The following is a 17,590-nucleotide window of genomic DNA, read 5'->3' as shown; positions in this document are numbered from 1 at the left end:
ACAGGCCTATTCCTTCTCGGGCCAAGAATAGACGGGCGGGCGGCGTTCATAGGCGGTCCCGTCGGGCATGACCTCCACGTCAGCCCCGCCGATCCGCCGGATCTTCGTCAGGTTGGCGGGCACCTGCCGGTCGATCGTTGCGGCGATGGCCTCCTCGACGGTCCTGAACCGGGAGACGTCGACGAGTGTCATGATCTGGGGCAGGACCAGGCCGATCCTGCCCTTTTCGTACTCCTCGAGGGCCTCGGCGGGCGTGAACCACCGATGCTGCGTCAACTCCTTTCCGTCGTGGTTGACGGCCTGCGCCGCGGGGGCCTCCGCGAGGAAGAACCGCACGTCGTAGCGAAGCGGCAGGGGCTCGGGCGTGATCCAGTGGGAGAAGTAGTGGAGGCGCTCGAGGGGCAGGATCAAACCCTCCTTCTCGAGCATCTCGCGGAATTTCATCTCTCCCCTGTTGAGCGCCTTGCGGTAGCCGCAGAAGCGCCTGCGCTCCGCCTCCGTCTCGATCGTCACGGGGGAGCCGTCCCTGCGCAGGGCGATGAGCATCCCCACCTCCTCGAAGCTCTCGCGGATCCCCGCGACCCAGGCGCCCAGGGCCTTCTCGGGGCTGGACATGTCGTGCAGGATCCCGGAGGCCCGCGCCCGGTCGATCCCCCGGCAGAAGCGCTCGATGCCGGGCTCGTAGTCCTCGGCGTCGAGGATGCCGCCCGGGTAGACGTGGTAGCCCGGCACGAACCGGCTTCGGCGGTTGCGCAGGACCATGAGGACCTCGATGGCCTTTTCCGCCGCGTTGGCGCGGGGCCTGAGGAGCATGACCGTTGCGGCATCGGTGGGCGTTGCGTACATAAACTCGGGTCTTTCTCGAAAAGGGCCTTTTCAAGCCGCCCTTATCTTAGGCAGTGTGCAGCGGTTTGTAAAGCTTGCGATGTCTCATTGAAAAATGGACCGAGCAGGTCCTTTGTCATCATCGAATCCGCATACTCCACTTTCAGCGCTTGACGAGCAGGGCGACGCACTCGATGTGCCGGGTCTGCGGGAACATGTCCACGGGCCGGACGGCGATTAGATCGAACCCCCCATCGACGAGCAGCCGGGCATCGCGGGCGAGCGTGGTCGGGTCGCAGGAGACGTAGACGATCCTCGAGGGGCGAAGACCGGCGACGAGGTCGATCACCTCCCGCTCGCAGCCCGCCCTCGGGGGGTCGAGGACGATTGCATCGGCCGCACCCTTGCCCCCGCCGAATTCCCTTTCCAGGACGTCCCGGACGTCGCCGTGATGGAAAACGGCGTTTTCGATCCCGTGCCTCGCCATGTTGAGCCGCGCGCACCCGACGGCCTCGCCGTCGATCTCGATGCCGGTGAGCCTCGCGCAGGACGTCGCCAGAAACAGGGAAAAGAGGCCGGAGCCGCAATACAGGTCGAGCACCGCATCGCCGGGGCGGAGCGCGGCCAGTTCGATCACGCAATCGACGAGGCCGTCCGTCAGGGCCGTGTTGGCCTGAAAAAACCCCTCGTGGGGAACGAGGATCTCGCGCCCCTTGACGAGCCGCACGACGTGCTTTTCCGCGCCTGCGCCGGTGAGCGACCACACGACGTAGCGGTCGACGCGCGGGGGGGAATGGGTCGGCCGGCGCAGGTAGGCGAGCTGCTCGTTGATGGAGTCCTCCATGATGGCGCAGCGCTCGATATCGACGAGGCGGCCGCCACCGACATCCATGAACCCGATGCGGAAAGCGCCGTCGCGCGAGCGCTCCACGTGGAACTCTCCCTTGCCGCGGTAGCCGTAGGGGAGGGGCGAGGCGAGGGCCGGCTCGACGGGCGCAGACTGGAATTTCCCGATCCGCGCGAAGGCCTCGGCCACCTGGCGGCCTTTCATCGCCACCTGTTTCTCGTATCCGATATGCTGGTAATGGCAGCCGCCGCAGCGCTGATAGTAGGGACAGGGAGGCTCCACCCGGTCGGGCGAAGGGGTGAGCAGCTTCCTCACCCGGCCGCGGAGGAAACGCTTCTTCGCCTCCCGGATCTCCACCTCGGCCACGTCGCCCTCGGCGGTGAAGGGAACGAAGACGACGAGGTTCTCCACGCGGCCGATCCCCTCGCCGCCGAAGGCGACCGTCTCGATCGTCAGCGTGACGACATCCCCCTTGCGCATGGCCATTGCGATCCCCCTTCTCGTTCGGCCACTATAACAGCTATTGCCATGACAAGTAAATCATTCCCGGAGAAGGCAACTGGGGGCGAAGCTTGGAAGCTGTGAAGCTAGGAAGTTTGGGGCAGCAGGAGGCATGGATTTGACGGCCAGCCATTCCACGCTTCACAACTTCTCAACTTCACAACGTCTCGCCCGTTAGGGCCCACGCCGCCGCACAAGGCCGAATCACCTGCAATTCCTTTGACAGCCTTTCCCTGACTGTGTTACCGTGCCCCGAAGCGTGAGGCGTAACGATGGGTCAACTGGACAAGAAATCGATGCTCTGCCCCGGCTGCCGGAGGCTGATCAGCTCCGACGAGACCTCGTGCCCCTTCTGCGGGCTCGTGAACCCCGGGTCGCCGATCCGTCAGGGGCTCTCCCGGTTCTCGCTGCGCGACAGCGAGAGCATCATCCAGTTCATCATCTACGCCAACGCGGCCGTCTTCATCCTCGCCCTCGTCCTCAAGCCCTCGGAGATGGGGATGTCGCTCAACCCCTTCACGCTGCTGTCGCCCTCGAGCACGAGCCTGATGCTTCTCGGCGCCACGGGGACGTTCCCCATCGACTACTACCACCGCTGGTGGACGATCCTCACGGCCTCGTGGCTCCACGGGGGCATCCTGCACATCGCCTTCAACATGCTGGCCCTTCACCAGCTGGGCCCGTTCGTGGCGCAGGAATACGGCACGGCACGATTTCTCGTCGTCTACCTCCTGAGCGGCATCTGCGGCTTCCTTCTCTCCTATCTCGTCGGGATCCCCTTCACGCTGGGCGCCTCGGCCTCCGTGTGCGGCCTGATCGGCGCCATTCTCTACTACGGGAAATCCCGGGGCGGCTATTTCGGAACGGCCATCTACCGGCAGGCCATGGGGTGGATCATCGGCCTGGTCCTCTTCGGCCTCCTGCTGCCCGGCATCAACAACTGGGCCCACGGCGGGGGGATTGCGGCGGGGATCGCCGCGGGCTTCGCCCTCGGCTACGACGAGAGGAAACGGGAGACCCTGGTGCACCGCATCGCCGCGGCGGTCCTGGCCATCGCCACGGCGGGGGCCGTTCTGTTCACGATCGTGCAGGCGCTCCTCATCCGGTTTTCCTGACGTCGCGGACGGGATCGCCCGGGGTCAACGGCAACTCAACCGGCATCGGGCCGCGGCCGACGCCGCATCCCCTGCGCCCGGAGCCGAAAACGAATCACCGGGAGGTACGCTATGCTGAAACGAATCGCCCTTGTGGCCGGCCTTCTCTCGCTTGCCGCCCTGACCGGCTGCGCCGTCGTCGCCGGGGACACCGTCATGGGGTATGAATCGGGGAAGTTCGTCTATCACGACGGCAGCCTCGAGTCGGTCTACAAGTACCCCATGGACCAGGTGTGGGATGCCGCGCGCAAGGCCCTGGCGGATCTCAAGGCGACGGATATCGTGCCGGACCGCAGGATCGAGAAGGGCACGATCGACGCCGTCCTCTACGAGGAGAAGGTGAAGATCACCGTGACCTACCTCACGCGGACGGACACCACCGTCTCCGTGCGGGTCGGCACGGCGGGAAGCAACATCGGGGCGAAATACGTCCACGACAAGATCGAGGCGAACCTGAAGAAGTAGCGCTGGCCGCCATCATGGAATCGGACAACCGGCGGGAGCCGCCACCCGGAGAGACGAAGAAGACCGTCCGCACCTTTGCGTTCGCGTCGTTCTTCAACGACATGGGGTCGGACATGATCTACCCCATCTGGCCCCTCTTTGTCGCGTCCCTGGGGGCCAACATGGCCGTCCTCGGCCTCATCGACGGGATCGGCAACGCCGTCGTCTCCCTCTCGCAGGCCCTATCGGGCTACATCTCCGACCGGACGCGCAAGCGCAAGGTCTTCATCTGGCTGGGCTATCTCTTCGGGGCGGTCTCGCGGCTGGGCTACGCCCTGTCTGCCACGTGGCACTGGCTCGTCCCCTTCCGGATCCTCGACCGGGCGGGCAAGATGCGGGGCGCCCCGCGGGATGCCATGGTGGCGGACCTCTCGAAGCGAAGCAACCGGGGCGAAAACTTCGGGCTCATCCGGACCCTGGACAATGCCGGCGCGCTTGTCGGGATCGTCTTCTGCATCGTGGCCTTCCCGTTTCTCGGCTACCAGAACCTCCTGCTCATCGCCGCCGTGCCGTCCTTCATTGCCGTCGCCCTCATCGTGGTCAACATCCGCGAGCAGCGCCTCGAAGACGCAAAGCTCTTCAAGGGAATCACCCTCGCCAACCTCGACGGGAACTTCAAGCTCTTCGTCCTCCTGAGCGCGGTTTTTTCGCTCGGGGCCTTCAGCTACTCCTTTCTGCTCATCTTCGCCAACCGGTTCGGCTTCCAGGTCACCACGGTGCCCGTCTTCTACCTGCTGTTCACGCTGGTGGCGACCTTCTGCTCTTACCCCTTCGGCGTGCTCTCCGACCGCATCGGCCGCAAGGCCGTCCTCCAGATTTCCTACGCCCTCTGGGGGCTCGTCTGCCTGACCATGATCCACGCCGACAGCGCGTGGATGGTCGTGGCGGCCTTTGTCCTCTTCGGGCTGCATCAGGCCGGCATCGACACGGTGCAGAAGGCCTTTGTCTCCGAGCTGGGCCCGGTGGAGTACAGGGCGAGCGCGCTGGGCGGCTTCCAGATGGTGACCGGCCTGTGCGCCCTGCCGGCCTCCGTGGTCGCCGGCCTGCTGTGGGACCGCTTCGGAATGGAGGCGCCGTTTATCCTGTCGCTGGCGCTGACGGCGGTTTCGGCAGCACTGCTGTTTTTTGTGAAAGAACGGCCCTGAGGCCGCAGGCATCGGGCACCAGGCATCGGGATTGAAATAAGAAAATGAAAAAAGGCCGGCCGGCTTCGCAACTTCCCAACTTCTCAGCTTCACAGCTTCCGATTATGAAGGCCCGGTTCATCGGGAGGCCGAACCGGTTTCTCGTTCTCTGCGATCTCGGCGGCAGGACCGTCGAGGCCTACCTGCCCAACCCGGGGCGTCTCTGGGAGCTTCTGCTTCCGGGGCGGCTCCTGTACCTTGCCGCAAACGCGCCCGGCCCGCCCGCGAGAACCCCGTACACGGCCCTCGCCGCGGAGCGGGAAGGGATGCCCGTGCTGCTCCACACGCACCTCGCCAACGACGTGGCGGCCCGCCTGCTGGAGGCGGGAAGACTCCCGGGGTTCGAACAGGATTCGGTCATCCGGCGCGAGGCCGCCGCGGGGTCGAGCCGATACGACTTCCTTCTCGACCGCGGCGGGAGGGAGTTCTTCCTCGAGGTCAAGTCCTGCACCCTCTTCGCGGGCCGCATCGCCATGTTCCCCGACGCCGTCACCGCGCGCGGCCGCAGGCACCTCGAGCAGCTCGCCCTCCACGCGCGGCGGGGGATCCCCGGCGGGGTCGTCTTTCTCGTCCACTCGCCGCAGGTCGACACTTTCATGCCCGACTACCACACGGATTTGGCCTTCTCGCAGACGCTCCTGGCGGTGCGTGACGACATCCTCGTCAGGGCCGTCACCCTGTCGTGGACGGCGGATCTCGCTCTCGGGCCCTCCGTCAGGGAGGCCAGAATCCCCTGGGAACTCATCGAGCGCGAGGCGAGGGACGAGGGGGCCTACCTCCTGGTGCTCGAAATGGCGCGCAGCCGGCGGGTCGACGTCGGCACACTCGGCCACATCGCCTTCCCGAAGGGGTATTACGTCTACGCCGGTTCGGCCCGCGCAAACCTTTCGAAGCGGGTGGAGCGGCACCTGCGTCTCCGCAAGCGGCATCACTGGCACGTTGATTTCCTGCGCGGCGAATCCGATTCCTGCACGGCGCTGCCCGTCCGGGCAAGCGAGGACCTTGAGCACGACCTCGCGGCGGCGCTCGGGGGGCTTGCCGACTGGGCGATCCCCCGGTTCGGCTCGTCGGACTGCCGATGCCCGACACACCTCTTCGGCTTTCGTGAAAACCCCCTTCGCGACCCGCGGTTCATCGACCTGCTCCTCGGGTTCCGGATCGGGCGCCTGGAGGCCTTCCTGGGAGATAGCCCCGGGAAACAAGACGCAGGGGCATCCTGAGCCGCATGCCTCGCCTTGCCGGGAATTGACTCTGCCTGCTCCGTGGAGTAGAGGGTGATTGAGGTCCGTGATCGTATGACGAAAATCGAAGTCAGCAGAAAGCCCTTCGTCATCGGCGTCATGGGAGGGCACGATGCCCCGCCGGAGATCCTCGATGACGCCCGGCGCATCGGCAGGGGAATCGCGGAGCGGGGGCACGTCCTCCTGACGGGGGGAGGCGACGGGGTGATGAAGGCCGCCTCCGAGGGGGCATACCGTGCCGGGGGGCTTGTCCTGGCCGTTTTGCCCAGCGACCGCGTGCGGCCGCTCGCGGGCTACCCCAACGAGTTCGTCGACATCGCCATCCAGACCGGGATGGCCGATGCCCGTAACGCCATCAACGCCAAGACGCCGCACGTGATGATCGCCGTCGACGGCGGGTGGGGAACGGTCTCCGAGATCGCCCACGCCCTGCGCAACGGCACCCCCGTCATCGGGCTGAAGACGCCCGCGATCGGCCTGCCCCATGGCAAGAGCTTCACGGCCGTCGACACCGTCGAAGACGCCCTCGCCGCACTCGACCGCCTGCTGCCCGCGCCGATGTAGTTTTTCCTGATCCCCGCCTTCTTTCGCCCGCCTCCCGTCACCTGCATCCCGCGCCTGCGCACCGTTGCGTGGCACCTGCCTTGCATTGGCCCCCTGTGCCGAACCGCACGGGGTGAACCCAAAATAAGTGCCGCCATTACAGAGACTTGCATGGGAAAAATCTTCTTCAAGTTATAACGAAGGCAACCGATAAGAGAATATGAAACCGTTGCAACGTTTGCCAGGATGCCCAAAATGAATTTCAAGACAGAATTTCCCTGTCAGCCGAACCGCCGGGAATATTCCAGGGTTATGGCAGTCGTGCCCTTCGGCGTGCGGCTCGTCCCCGAGGAGGAGCGGAAAAGCCTCCTCTCGAGGATCTGCAACCAGACCACCGTCGATCTCGGGGGGCTTCCGGAGATCCAGGACCAGGCCCTTGCCGAGTGGCTCTCCACGATCAACCGCAAGCTCGACCTCCTCCTCAACACGCTGGGCGCGCAGAAGCTGGGGTTCAGCTCACTGCCGGTGCGCCGGATCAACATCAGCGGGGGCGGCCTGTCCTTCACCTCGAGCGAGCCCTTCAACCGCGGCGATATCCTCGAGGTCATGATGGTGCTCTCAGCGGGCACCTCGGTTGCCGTCTACGTCTACGGGGAAGTGGTGGCGGCAGAGTGCCGCAGCGACGGCTACGAGATCGGCCTGAAATTCGTCGCCATGGATGACGAGATCAGGGACGAAATCTGCCGGTTCGTCTTCGAGCGGGAACGGCAAATCCTTCGCGAGAAAAGGAGGTAGCGCCGGCTTCCCATGTTCACGATCATCGGAGCGACCATCGTCATTGCCTGCGTCATCGGCGGCTTCCTCCTGGAGAAGGGGAACCTCGCCGTTCTCTTCCAGCCCGTCGAGCTTCTCATCATCGGCGGGGCGGCCCTGGGCGGCTTCATCATCGCCTCGCCCATGAAGGTCATCAAGGCCGTCATGGGGGGCATCGTCAAGATGCTCAGCGGCAAGGGGTACACGAAGGCCGACTACCTCGAGGCCCTCACCATGCTGGGCGAGGTCTTCTACAAGATCCGCAAGGAGGGCCTGGTCTCCGTCGAAGGCGACGTGGACAACCCGAAGGAGAGCGTGATCTTCACGAAGTACCCGAAGTTCTTCAAGAACCACCACGCCCTCGATCTCGTCGTCGACACCCTGCGGACCGTCATGACGACCAAGATCGAGCCCAACGAGCTCGAGGCGCTCATCGACGCGGAGCTCGAGAGCCACCACGAGGAGCTCACGGCGCCCAGCAAGAGCGTGGCCACCGTGGCCGACTCGCTGCCCGGCCTCGGCATTGTCGCCGCCGTTCTCGGCATCGTGCTCACCATGGGCAAGATCAGCGAGCCGCCCGAGGTCCTCGGCAAGTCGATCGGCGCGGCCCTCGTCGGCACCTTCCTCGGCGTGCTCCTCTGTTACGGCTTCGTGGGGCCCATGTCGAGAAACATGGAGCACTCGGCCGCGGAGGAGCTCCAGTACCTGTCGGTTCTCAAGATGGCCATCGTGGCCTTCGTGGGCGGGGCCGCCCCGCAGGTGGCCGTCGAGTTCGGACGCCGCGTCGTCCCGGCCGTCGACAAGCCCACCTTCGCGGAAGTCGAGGAAGCCCTGAGGAGAATCAAGAAGTAATGTCGGAAGCCGTCCGCAAGGTCATCGTCAAGAAGGTCAAGAAGAAGCACGGCGAGGGGCACCACGGCGGCTCGTGGAAGGTGGCCTACGCCGACTTCGTCACGGCCATGATGGCCTTCTTCCTCCTGCTGTGGCTGCTCTCCATGGTGTCCACGGAGAAGCGGGCCGTCATGGCGGAGTACTTCAAGAACTTCAGCCTCTTCAAGGAAAGCGGCAAGACCTTCCAGCCCGGCTCGGCCTTCGTGATCACCGACCACATCAAGAAGGCCGAGCTCAAGCCCGAGAACGTGGCCATGTCGCTCCGGAAGGCGATCCGCGGCAAGGGCGCGGGGCAGCAGGGGGTGCAGGGAAGCGCCCAGGGGGCGGGCCAGGGGCAGGGCCTGGAGCAGGCGCTCATGGATCACGTTCGCGTCGACGCCGTCGAGGGCGGGGTGCGGATCCAGATCGTCGACAGGGAAGGCAGCCCCATGTTCCAGCTCGGAAGCGCCGAACCCACGGAGAAGTGCCGGGAGATCATCGCCGCGGTGGCCGAGGTCATCCGGGACCAGGATGCCCGGATCGCCGTCGAGGGGCACACGGACGCCGCCCCGTTTCGGGGCGACCAGATCACGAACTGGGAGCTCTCGACCAACCGCGCCTCCTCGGCCAGGCGCATGCTCGAGCTGAGCGGGCTCGACCCCGCGAGAGTGGCCCGCGTCGTGGGGTACGCCGACACGGACCTGCTCGTCAAGGAAAACCCCAAGGACCCGCAGAACCGCCGGATCAGCATCATCCTGCTGCAGCCCAGGGACGGGGGCGCGGCCGCAACGGCGCTCACCAAGCAGGAGGCCCAGGGGTCCGTGCAGCCGCAGATGCCCGCTGCGGCCGCACAGCAGCCCCAGGCGGCGCAGCAGACCCTGGCGTCTCAGCAGCCTGCCGAAAACCAGCAGGCAGCCCGGCAGGCGCAGCCAGCCGAGGCCGAAAAGGCGGCCGCCGAGGTCGCGGACAGGGAGAAGGCCGCCCGGCAGGCCCTCCAGGAAAAGAAGGCGGCCATGAAAAAGAAGAAGCGCGACGTGATGGGGCTCTGGGACTAGGGATCGGGGGCGTCGGACCGCATGATTCCCTGACGGATCGGGAACGTGGAATTCCCGATCCGTTTTTTTATGCTCAACGCGGCTGCCCTTCATCCGGGAAACGCCCGGCGACGGCAAGCCCCCCCGGCTCGCGGCGCAGGACGAGGATCTCGCCCTCGGCGGGGAAGATGCCCGTGAGGGCCGTGATGTTGACCTGGTGGGTGACGAGCACCACGGGACGGCTGAGGTCGGCCGCCGCGATCCAGGCCCGCAGCGCCCGGTCCTGCTTCTGCTCCTGCTCCGGGGTCCGGAAAAAGGAGTTCAGGGCAGGAAGCTCGACGACGGGTCCCACGGCCATCAGGCGCGCCGTCTCGAGGCACCGGCACCACTGGCTGCTGTACACCGTGGTCTCCCCAAGGCCCGCATCGCGAAGCCTTTTGCCGATGCGCGCCGCCTGCCTGCGGCCCTCCGCCGAGAGGTTCCGCTGGGTGGAGCAGTCCCCCAGTTTGAAATTGGCGGGGTCACCCGTGCCCGGCGCCCGGGCGTGGCGCAGCACGATGACGTGCCCCGGCTTGCCGACAAGCGCGGACAGGTCATCCCCTGCCGCGGCGGCCGTCATCGAGAGCAGAAGCGCAAGAACACAGGCTGCACGGATGATGATCATGGGGCACACCTCCCTGCCGCACTCCCCGGCAGGCCCCCTGCCGGGGGGACGTCATCGTTTCCCCTCCCCCGGTCGACCCTGTCCTCGAACCCGTGACAGGCCCTGCGGCCGTGCCCCTTCGTCCGCATCTCCCCGCCGCTACTTCACCGGGGCGGGCAGAAACGCGAAGGGCTGCGCCGGCTGGAACTGCGCCGCGGCGTTGCCGGCAAAGACGGCGCCGCCGGTCAGCGTGAGCTTCCGGGTCGGCTTGCCCGCCGCGAAATCCAGGTCGGCCAGGTTCACCCAGAAGACGTTCGGGCTCCGGGTGGACTCGAAGAAATAGCGCCGGTTCTTGTGGTCCGCGACGGCGCGCCAGATCGTCGTTGCGATGTTGGGCTGCCCGGGCGTGTAGATCCCCAGGGGCACCGAGGCGTTCCGAATGATCGAAAAGGCGCCGGCGACGGCTTCGACGGGATCCGACGTCTTCGGGATCACGTTGATGTAGAACGAGGTCCGTACGAACCGGTCGGCCGAGCGGTTGGTGCCCGGCAGCATCGCCTCCCCGCCGATCTCCTTCCAGTAGGCGTTGAGGGCGAGCTGCTGCTCGAACGGGGGCGAGTTCGTCATCACCTGGTATTGCCGGCCGTGGTGAATGACCAGCCGTCCGCCGAGGTACTGGAAGATGGCGGAGTCGCCCGTGGCATCGGAAATCGACAGGTGCAGCTTTCCGGGGCGGCCGTCCGGCGTATCAACCGGAACGACATAGAACGGTTCCCGGCGCAGCGCCTCCACCGCCTCCGCGACCGTGGCGAAGTTGTCCAGCACGTATTGCGCCCATGCGGAGATGGACATGGGCTTGCGCCTGTCATCGGGGGCGGGCTTGACGTACTCGGATTCCACCAGGTAGTGCAGGTTGGCGACCAGGCCCTTCTCGTTCATGCCGTCCGCCGTGCCGACGTCCCACCCAGCCGCCGCCAGGCTGCCGTATTTCGACGTCCAGCGGATGGCGTTCGGTCCGGCGGCGCCGTCGCGGTTCATGCCGCGCGGGAAAGCCCAGAGGTTTGTTCCCATGTCCGTCGCCCAGTCCATGCTGCGTGCGGTGATGACCATGTCCTCCGGGCCGAGGTAGACAACCCGGGTGCAGGCGCCCGCATCCTGCACGGGCATCCCCCCGACGATCAGGGCCGCCAGCATCCCGCAGAGCGCACATTGCATCGTGACTCTCTTCATTGCGATTTCTCCTTTCACTGTTCTGCCTTGCAGGTTTCAGGGTTCATGCAACTCATCCGTCACCGGCGGCCGGGAGCGGCCGTCTCCTCTGCAGCATGCGCAGGATCCAGTAGGCGGCGGCTGCGGACGCCAGGTGCTTCAGGGTGTGGCCGCTCACGATGCGTCCCATCGCGAAAATCCGCTCGTCGAGAATCTCCAGGACCTTCGCGAGGGCGTAGAGCCCGACCACGACCGCCAGGTCGGCTCCCCGCGTGTAGCGCGGCGGCATGAACAGCGCGATCACGAGCACGAGAACCGAGTACGCCTGCACCGCGGCATAGAAGCGCAGATCGCCCGCGCCGCGCACCTCGCTCGCGTACCAATGCAGCACGCTGCCGATCCCGATGAGCAGCAGTACCGGCAGCAGCCGGAGGCCGGCCCGCAGGCTCACGCGCTCCGCGATGACGGCCGCCACCAGCGACATGAACGCGACCGCCATCGGCAGCCTGTCCCACATGAGCGATGCGTTGTCCGGATGGAGGTGGTAGAACCAGGAGCCGACTCCCGTGAGCAGCGATCCGGCGAACACGAACAGGTACGGCCGGCGCTCGCGCCGGTCAAGAAAATGCCTCTGCATCTGTGGGGGTTGGAGCCGCAGCAGGAAGACGAGGCCCCACAGCCCGACGGCCACGAAAGCCAGATTGGACACGACATCGCCGATGTTCGGCAAGCCCAGGACACTTCGCTGGTCGGCGAACCGGTGATAGTCCTGCGGCTGCGGAATCCGCGGCACAAGGAGCGCGACCGCAGCCAGGATGCCCGTGACGGCAAGCAGCAGCAGCGCGCTTGCTCTGCGTGAGATCACTCGCTCTCCTTCTTCCCTGCCTGTCGCCCGGAGTCGAGGGCCGTTCGCGTCACGGCTTCACGATTTCCGTCTGGACGATCAGGTCCAGCACGTAGAGGGTCGGAGAGGCACCGGGAGGCACCGGGGTGCGGTTGAACCGCTTGACCCGCAATATCGTGCGTTCGCCTTCCCTGTGGGTGAAGCCCTCGATGTTCTCGTGCAGAAGCCGCCATTCGCCCGGTTCCCCGACGGCAAGGCCCTGCGCGTCGAAGTGCCTGTCGCGGACCAGGAGGCAGCGGGTGTTCGGGGGCGGCGGGTTCGCGCACTCCACGCTGCGCGCGGCGACCTCCAGAAAGGCGATCGTCCCGGGACCGTACAGGGCTTCCGGCGTGGCCCGGCCGGTGAAGGTCAGCGTCTCCTTCGACGCCGAGACGAGCCGCAGCCGGGGGGTGGGGGCACTGTCCATCTCGGCCTGCAGGGGCCCGGCCAGCAGGCCGGCAAGAGCGGCATCGGCACGCATCAGCTCCGGCGCGCAGGCCATGTTCGTGGAAGCCATGCCGCTTGCCGTGAGCCGGTTGGCGGCACTGACCTGGTAGGACCCCATCATCCGGTTGCAGGCGCCCTGCACGGCGAGCCTGGCGCCGGAGAATTCGAACACGACGGGGCGATCCTTTCGGGGGGCAAGGGCCTCGATGGGCTTTTGCCGGCCGTCGGTCGCGGACTCGAGGGTCCAGCGATAGCGCTCGAGCCTCTGCGCGAGGCCCTCCCCCGCTGCAGCCGCCTGCGGAACGAGCATCAGCACGGCCCCGGGCACCGGCTTCCCCCCGTCAGGGTGAAGCAGGAGAAGCCTGCCCTCGCCCACGGCGAACTGCTGCCCGCCGCCGGGCTCGTCGAGCCGGATGGCGTTTCCGCTCGGCTGCCATGCGAAGCTGCCGCGCACGGTCCGTGCCGCTTCCTGCAGGCCCGCGGGCTGGGTCACGCGCTCGTACGTGCCGTCCCGGCGGAGTGTCAGCCGCGTCTTGACGCCGGCGGCATCTGCGCCCGGCAGGACCCCCTCGTAGATGCCGGCCCAGTCGAGCGAGTCCCGGCTTGTGTGCATGTCGGGGGGCTTGGCCGTCACCGGCGGCGCTGCCCGCTCCATCGGCTGCGCACAGGCACAGAGCACCGCGGCAGCAACAAACGCGATGAGTAACGCTTTCCCGTTCATTTGACCTCCCGTATCCGTTAGAACAATCCGAAAACCATTTCCGGTGCAATCCCGCTTGACAGCCTGCCGCACGTCCCCTCGCATCGCCGGTGCGGCGGGCCGCCGTGATATCCGCGGGCCCGGCGGACCCGGCCGACCTTGCCGATTCGGCGCTTTCCCCGGACCGCGACCGACACCGTCACTCGAGCAACCCTGGCGACGTTGTCGGGTCTGACAAGTTGCCGTTTATTTTATGTTGACTCCGTTCAAATCTGCAAGCATTATATATTTGAGGTAAAATTTTTTTAGTTCCAACAGCAGAAAGCAAATAACGGTTTCCGCGCATCTCAACCATCGGATCTGAAAAAAGGAGGGTGATTATGAAGAAAATCCTGGTATCGGTTTTCGCTGTTATCCTGATGCTGGCCATCGGCTGCACCACCACGGGCCCGCGTTCGGGCGACCCCGACCTGACGCGCAAAAGCCTCAATACCGACGCCGACGCCGCGCTGTCCAGGCTCTATGCACAGGTCGCCGGATCGGAGCAGATGGTGCGCCAGGCCAGGGGCGTCCTGGTGTTCCCGAACGTGCTGGAGGCCGGCTTCGTCTTCGGCGCCTCGCGCGGCAATGGCGTGCTGCGCGTCGGCGGCAGGACGGTGAGCTACCACACCACGACGAGCGGATCCTGGGGTCTGCAGGCCGGCGCCCAGTCGACGGCGGTCTTCATCCTGTTCATGACGGATGAGGCGCTGAATCGGTTTCAGAACAGCTCGGGCTGGACCGTGGGCACCGACGCATCGGTGACCCTGATCTCGGTGGGCGCGAGCGCCCAGGTGACGACGGCCACGGCGCAGCAGCCCGTCGTCGGGTACGTGCTCTCCAACCGCGGGCTCATGGCGGGCATCACGCTGGAGGGGACGCGCATCACCCGGATGGACCTCTAGCCCGTGTCCGGGCGGCACGAGGCCGGCGAGGGCATCATGACCGCGCGGCGAGTCGCGGTTCTGCTGGCCGCGGCCGCGGTCCTGGCGGGCTGTGCAATGGCGGGACGCGCGGACCCGGCAGGAAAGGACCGACTGGTGCTCCGGGGAGAATTGGTCTCCCCGGAGCGGGTCGATCTGACGCCTGACTCGCTGGCCATCCTGGAGCTGCGCGCCGACGGCGCCGGACCCCCGCAGCCGGTGGCCGAGCATCGCCGGCAACTGGGCGGGCGGCCGCTGCCGGTCCCGTTTGAGCTCAGTGTGGATTCCTCTGCGCTGGAGAGCCGGAGGCGCCTCGTTTTCCGCGGGGCGATCGTTTCAACGAGGGGGCCGATGCACGTCACGGAACCCGTGGAGATCGAGGCCCGGGCCGGAATTGTGGAGCTGGGGCCCCTGCGGCTGCGGCGGGTGGAACGGATCGCCTTCGGCACACCGTACCGCTGCGGTGACACGCTGGTCGTCTTCGGCGCGCTGGGTCCGCATCCGCGGATGATCGTCGGCGGCGAGGCCTTCGACCTGGAAGCGGCCGAGTCGGCCTCGGGTGCCCGCTGCGAGGCGCTCGACGGCTCGGACACCCGCTTCTGGAGCAAGGGCGATCGCGCCACGGTGACCGTGCGCGGCGTGAAACTGCCGGAGTGCCGGGTCATCGTCGAGCCCGGGCCCGTGCGGTAGACCTTCCCGCCTGTGTGGACATGAAGCGCGACTGGAACACCCTTTTCCGGCCCGAGTAGGGCGCGCTCGCCTCGAACCGGGCCGCTACGCCGCGAGTCCTTCAGCGTGTCAATCCCGGCATGCACGTTCCTCTCGACCGCGGTCCGCTCCCGCGGGCAAGGCGAGCAACGGGGTGCATCACGGGAAGTGCTTCTCCAGCGGCCGGGTCTGCATCATCGGCCCGGAGGGGTTCTGGAGCAAGGCAGCGCAGAAAGGGAGAGGGAGAGTCATGTCGAGTGAACTTGTCGGGTTGCTGGCTATCGCCTACGGTGCGGTCTTTGCGCTGTTCGGCTATCCGATCTTCCGCATCCTGCTGCCGATTTACGGGGCCGTGATCGGCTACATCGTGGGAATCACGATCGTCGTTCCCGAGTATCCGATATCGGCCCTGGTCGTTGCGGTCCTTCTGGCGATCCTGTTCGCCAGCGCGGCCTACCTGTACTGGAGCGTCATGATCGGTATCGCCGGGGCGGTTCTCGGGTACGGCCTTGTCACGGTCCTGTTCGATGCCCTGTGGCCCTCAGCCACGCATACGCCCCTTCTGGTCGGTCTGGCGGGCGCCCTGGCCGGCGCATACGGGTTCGTGTGGGCCAAGGATACCATGGTCATGGTGGCCAGCGCGCTCAATGGCGCGATGATCGCGGCTTGGGGATTTCGGGCCTGGCTCTATCCCGGTTCGCGGATCCTGGACGCCTTCACAGTCATCGTGTTCGTCCTCCTGGCGGTCACAGGTCTCGCGGTGCAACTTCATTTTTTCGGTCAGCAGCGCAAGTATGCCCGCGAAACCGAAAAAGGACCCTCGAAGGAAGAAAAGTAAGGCTGAGCTTGGCGGGCCGATGGATGGTCCCGGCGGGCAATGCACCGGGACCCGCACGGCAGGGCCGGCCGGACAGGCGCCAGGTTCCCCTCTCATCGTTGCGGGATCAATACGGCCGGCGGCGGGGCTTGCGTTTTCTCATCGCCCGGGAGGGGTGACGCCGGCGCCTTTCTCGACGGTCGCTGACAGCCCCCTTTCGTCATTTCCGGAAACCCGCGCGTTCTCCATCCACTCCAGCACCCGCATCTCGAGATACGCATAAAACGGGTTGTGCCGTATGCGCAGCAGCCAGTCGGCGGGCAGGATGAACAGGCCCCGCTCGCCCAGGACGGCCATCTGCCCGAGAAAGAGAAGGTCCTCGTTGTCGGGAGGGCGCTGACCGTAGAGAGGATCGTCCGGCGGGACGGGGAGCGCGACATGGGACAGCGAGATCACCCCCTCCGGCCAGGCAAGGTTCAGCGGTTTGGTCTCCGACACGTCGGCCGAGAACGGCGCCTGGCGGCGTGCGACGACCGCGAGGCTCTCCGGGCTCTCGTTGGTGACCAGGGTCACGGCGAACGGCAGGCTGCCGTCGCCCATCACCCGGTTCGTCAGCTCCCCCGGATCGGAGACCTGCAGGATGGTCTTGGCGGCAAAACGGTTGATGTCGAACAGCACGAGCTCATGACGATGGGGGTCCAGAAGACGAAGCAGCCGGTCCACCACGGCATCCGTCGAAACGGTTGAGTCCACGCTCGACTTGAAAACCAGCGTCGGCGGCAAGACCCTGTCCGGATGTGTCCGGGACCGGCCCTGGATGTGCTGAGCAACGGATCGCGACAGCCGGAAAACCTGTTCGCCGGCATTGGTCGTGAAGGAGTTGTACTTGTACGGGTCGAACTCCGGCAGAACCTGCAGCCAGGCGAGGCTGCCCAGGCCGGGCAAGAGGGACATCCGGCGTTTCCACGAGGCCAGGGCCGCCGCCGGGTGGAGGCCGATGGCCGGGGAGATCAGCACCAGGCTGGCGGGCACCGGCGCGGCCTTCCCCTCCAGGGCGTTGAGGGCGAAGTCCAGGGCCAGGGGCGCCCCGGTAGAATAGCCGATGATGTGGATCGGCTTCTGCCCCGTCTTGGCCGCCAGGTGCTTGACTCCCAGCTGGACGGCGGCGGCCATGTCCTCCCACTGGACGTTCAGGAGCCCCGATGGCACCGTTCCGTGGCCGGGCAGCCGGAGACCGATGACCCAGTACCCGCGCCGGTTGAGGGTTTGCCCCAGGGCCCTGAGGCTGTAGGGCGAATCCGACATGCCGTGCAGGAGCAGCACCCCGCCGACAGGCGCCTCGGCAGGCAGCTCGAAGCTGCGGTTCCAGTTGGGCTTGCGGCCCTGCGGGTCGGCGGCGCTGCCCTTGCTGTAGCGCTCGAGCTTGTGGCCGGGCCCGGTCGCGGTGTGCGCGTAGACTTCCTCCTCCAGTTGCGCGAACAGGCGGTCTTCCAGCCGCTGGTAGTCCTGGAAGGTTTGCACCTCGCCGGCCTTGCGTTCCGTGAATTCCGCCGTCAGCGATTTGGTGTGCCAGAGCTCCAGGGACGTGCCCTTGCAGCCCTGGATGAAGATCGCGGCGGCGGCCAGAATGCCAAGGGCGCCCCATCTGAGATGGGACGGCAGATGTTCGACGACATGAGGAACGATAAATCGCATCGGGCCTCCG

At 66.4% G+C, this 17,590-nt stretch carries 17 protein-coding genes and 1 pseudogene; 11 read left to right on the top strand and 7 right to left on the bottom strand.

Annotated elements, in window-relative coordinates; all coding sequences use genetic code 11:
- Window positions 1-6 precede the first annotated feature (6 nt).
- Both HPY67_16355 and HPY67_16350 read right to left on the bottom strand, forming a co-directional pair.
- Complete coding sequence (locus HPY67_16355) at window positions 7-846, bottom strand: NUDIX hydrolase (protein NPV06287.1); 840 nt, start codon at window positions 844-846, stop codon at window positions 7-9.
- Between the two features lie 142 nt (window positions 847-988).
- Window positions 989-2,158 (bottom strand): class I SAM-dependent RNA methyltransferase, encoded by a 1,170-nt coding sequence (locus tag HPY67_16350; protein ID NPV06286.1) that lies wholly within the window; start codon window positions 2,156-2,158, stop codon window positions 989-991.
- A 287-nt stretch (window positions 2,159-2,445) separates the two neighbouring features.
- On the opposite strand from HPY67_16350, the gene HPY67_16345 reads away from it, so the two are divergent.
- The 8 genes and pseudogenes from HPY67_16345 (at window position 2,446) to HPY67_16310 (ending at window position 9,252) form a co-directional block, all read left to right on the top strand.
- Entirely contained in the window at window positions 2,446-3,288 is an 843-nt protein-coding gene (locus HPY67_16345) for a rhomboid family intramembrane serine protease (protein ID NPV06285.1), read from the top strand.
- 111 nt (window positions 3,289-3,399) lie between these two features.
- Window positions 3,400-3,792: a DUF3568 family protein gene (locus HPY67_16340; protein ID NPV06284.1), complete on the top strand. Its 393-nt coding sequence runs from the start codon at window positions 3,400-3,402 to the stop codon at window positions 3,790-3,792.
- Window positions 3,793-3,806: 14 nt separating this feature from the next.
- A complete protein-coding gene (locus tag HPY67_16335; protein ID NPV06283.1) occupies window positions 3,807-4,976 on the top strand; it encodes an MFS transporter in 1,170 nt (389 codons plus the stop codon).
- Between the two features lie 104 nt (window positions 4,977-5,080).
- Window positions 5,081-6,235, top strand: a complete 1,155-nt coding sequence (gene sfsA, locus HPY67_16330; GenBank protein NPV06282.1) for a DNA/RNA nuclease SfsA — start codon at window positions 5,081-5,083, stop codon at window positions 6,233-6,235.
- A gap of 75 nt (window positions 6,236-6,310) precedes the next feature.
- Window positions 6,311-6,820 (top strand): TIGR00725 family protein, encoded by a 510-nt coding sequence (locus HPY67_16325; GenBank protein ID NPV06281.1) that lies wholly within the window; start codon window positions 6,311-6,313, stop codon window positions 6,818-6,820.
- 291 nt (window positions 6,821-7,111) lie between these two features.
- The gene (locus tag HPY67_16320; GenBank protein ID NPV06280.1) at window positions 7,112-7,594 is read left to right on the top strand and encodes a PilZ domain-containing protein; all 483 of its coding nucleotides are present in this window, start codon (window positions 7,112-7,114) and stop codon (window positions 7,592-7,594) included.
- A gap of 12 nt (window positions 7,595-7,606) precedes the next feature.
- Window positions 7,607-8,464, top strand: coding sequence for a flagellar motor stator protein MotA (gene motA / locus HPY67_16315; GenBank protein NPV06279.1), 858 nt, complete (start codon window positions 7,607-7,609; stop codon window positions 8,462-8,464).
- Window positions 8,464-9,252 (top strand): annotated as a pseudogene (locus HPY67_16310) (OmpA family protein). Before motA ends, HPY67_16310 begins: the two are co-directional and overlap by 1 nt.
- Window positions 9,253-9,610: 358 nt before the next feature.
- On the opposite strand, the gene HPY67_16305 reads toward HPY67_16310, so the two are convergent.
- The 4 genes from HPY67_16305 to HPY67_16290 all read right to left on the bottom strand — a co-directional run bounded on the left by HPY67_16305 (window position 9,611) and on the right by HPY67_16290 (window position 13,419).
- On the bottom strand, window positions 9,611-10,177 hold the full coding sequence (locus HPY67_16305; protein NPV06278.1) for a histidine phosphatase family protein: 567 nt from the start codon (window positions 10,175-10,177) through the stop codon (window positions 9,611-9,613).
- Between the two features lie 141 nt (window positions 10,178-10,318).
- Window positions 10,319-11,389, bottom strand: coding sequence for a linear amide C-N hydrolase (locus tag HPY67_16300; GenBank protein NPV06277.1), 1,071 nt, complete (start codon window positions 11,387-11,389; stop codon window positions 10,319-10,321).
- Window positions 11,390-11,441: 52 nt separating this feature from the next.
- The gene (locus tag HPY67_16295) at window positions 11,442-12,182 is read right to left on the bottom strand and encodes an alkaline phytoceramidase (GenBank protein NPV06276.1); all 741 of its coding nucleotides are present in this window, start codon (window positions 12,180-12,182) and stop codon (window positions 11,442-11,444) included.
- A 100-nt stretch (window positions 12,183-12,282) separates the two neighbouring features.
- On the bottom strand, window positions 12,283-13,419 hold the full coding sequence (locus HPY67_16290) for an META domain-containing protein (protein NPV06275.1): 1,137 nt from the start codon (window positions 13,417-13,419) through the stop codon (window positions 12,283-12,285).
- A 359-nt stretch (window positions 13,420-13,778) separates the two neighbouring features.
- Between HPY67_16290 and HPY67_16285 the strand changes: the two genes are divergently transcribed.
- From HPY67_16285 to HPY67_16275, 3 genes are all read left to right on the top strand, one after another.
- Window positions 13,779-14,342, top strand: a complete 564-nt coding sequence (locus tag HPY67_16285; GenBank protein ID NPV06274.1) for a twin-arginine translocation pathway signal — start codon at window positions 13,779-13,781, stop codon at window positions 14,340-14,342.
- A gap of 36 nt (window positions 14,343-14,378) precedes the next feature.
- The gene (locus tag HPY67_16280; protein ID NPV06273.1) at window positions 14,379-15,050 is read left to right on the top strand and encodes a hypothetical protein; all 672 of its coding nucleotides are present in this window, start codon (window positions 14,379-14,381) and stop codon (window positions 15,048-15,050) included.
- Window positions 15,051-15,318: 268 nt separating this feature from the next.
- Window positions 15,319-15,906, top strand: coding sequence for a hypothetical protein (locus tag HPY67_16275; protein NPV06272.1), 588 nt, complete (start codon window positions 15,319-15,321; stop codon window positions 15,904-15,906).
- Between the two features lie 138 nt (window positions 15,907-16,044).
- On the opposite strand, the gene HPY67_16270 is transcribed toward HPY67_16275, so the two are convergent.
- Complete coding sequence (locus HPY67_16270; protein NPV06271.1) at window positions 16,045-17,580, bottom strand: alpha/beta hydrolase; 1,536 nt, start codon at window positions 17,578-17,580, stop codon at window positions 16,045-16,047.
- Window positions 17,581-17,590: the final 10 nt, after the last annotated feature.

It is taken from the genome of Syntrophaceae bacterium, assembly GCA_013177795.1.
In the GTDB taxonomy this organism is placed as follows: Bacteria; Desulfobacterota; Syntrophia; order Syntrophales; family UBA2192; genus UBA2192.
The sequence above is the reverse complement of the archived record's forward strand: the minus strand, read 5'-3'. Positions and strand labels throughout refer to the sequence as shown.

Bases quoted from the DNA above. Each gene is read 5' to 3' on its own strand.
- HPY67_16280 (NPV06273.1), top strand. From the start codon at position 14,379: ATGACCGCGCGGCGAGTCGCGGTTCTGCTGGCCGCGGCCGCGGTCCTG.
- HPY67_16300 (NPV06277.1), bottom strand. From the start codon at position 11,389: ATGAAGAGAGTCACGATGCAATGTGCGCTCTGCGGGATGCTGGCGGCC.
- HPY67_16340 (NPV06284.1), top strand. From the start codon at position 3,400: ATGCTGAAACGAATCGCCCTTGTGGCCGGCCTTCTCTCGCTTGCCGCC.
- HPY67_16320 (NPV06280.1), top strand. From the start codon at position 7,112: ATGGCAGTCGTGCCCTTCGGCGTGCGGCTCGTCCCCGAGGAGGAGCGG.
- HPY67_16290 (NPV06275.1), bottom strand. From the start codon at position 13,419: ATGAACGGGAAAGCGTTACTCATCGCGTTTGTTGCTGCCGCGGTGCTC.
- HPY67_16335 (NPV06283.1), top strand. From the start codon at position 3,807: ATGGAATCGGACAACCGGCGGGAGCCGCCACCCGGAGAGACGAAGAAG.
- HPY67_16350 (NPV06286.1), bottom strand. From the start codon at position 2,158: ATGGCCATGCGCAAGGGGGATGTCGTCACGCTGACGATCGAGACGGTC.
- motA (NPV06279.1), top strand. From the start codon at position 7,607: ATGTTCACGATCATCGGAGCGACCATCGTCATTGCCTGCGTCATCGGC.
- HPY67_16325 (NPV06281.1), top strand. From the start codon at position 6,311: ATGACGAAAATCGAAGTCAGCAGAAAGCCCTTCGTCATCGGCGTCATG.
- HPY67_16275 (NPV06272.1), top strand. From the start codon at position 15,319: ATGTCGAGTGAACTTGTCGGGTTGCTGGCTATCGCCTACGGTGCGGTC.
- HPY67_16355 (NPV06287.1), bottom strand. From the start codon at position 846: ATGTACGCAACGCCCACCGATGCCGCAACGGTCATGCTCCTCAGGCCC.
- HPY67_16345 (NPV06285.1), top strand. From the start codon at position 2,446: ATGGGTCAACTGGACAAGAAATCGATGCTCTGCCCCGGCTGCCGGAGG.
- HPY67_16285 (NPV06274.1), top strand. From the start codon at position 13,779: ATGAAGAAAATCCTGGTATCGGTTTTCGCTGTTATCCTGATGCTGGCC.
- HPY67_16270 (NPV06271.1), bottom strand. From the start codon at position 17,580: ATGCGATTTATCGTTCCTCATGTCGTCGAACATCTGCCGTCCCATCTC.
- sfsA (NPV06282.1), top strand. From the start codon at position 5,081: ATGAAGGCCCGGTTCATCGGGAGGCCGAACCGGTTTCTCGTTCTCTGC.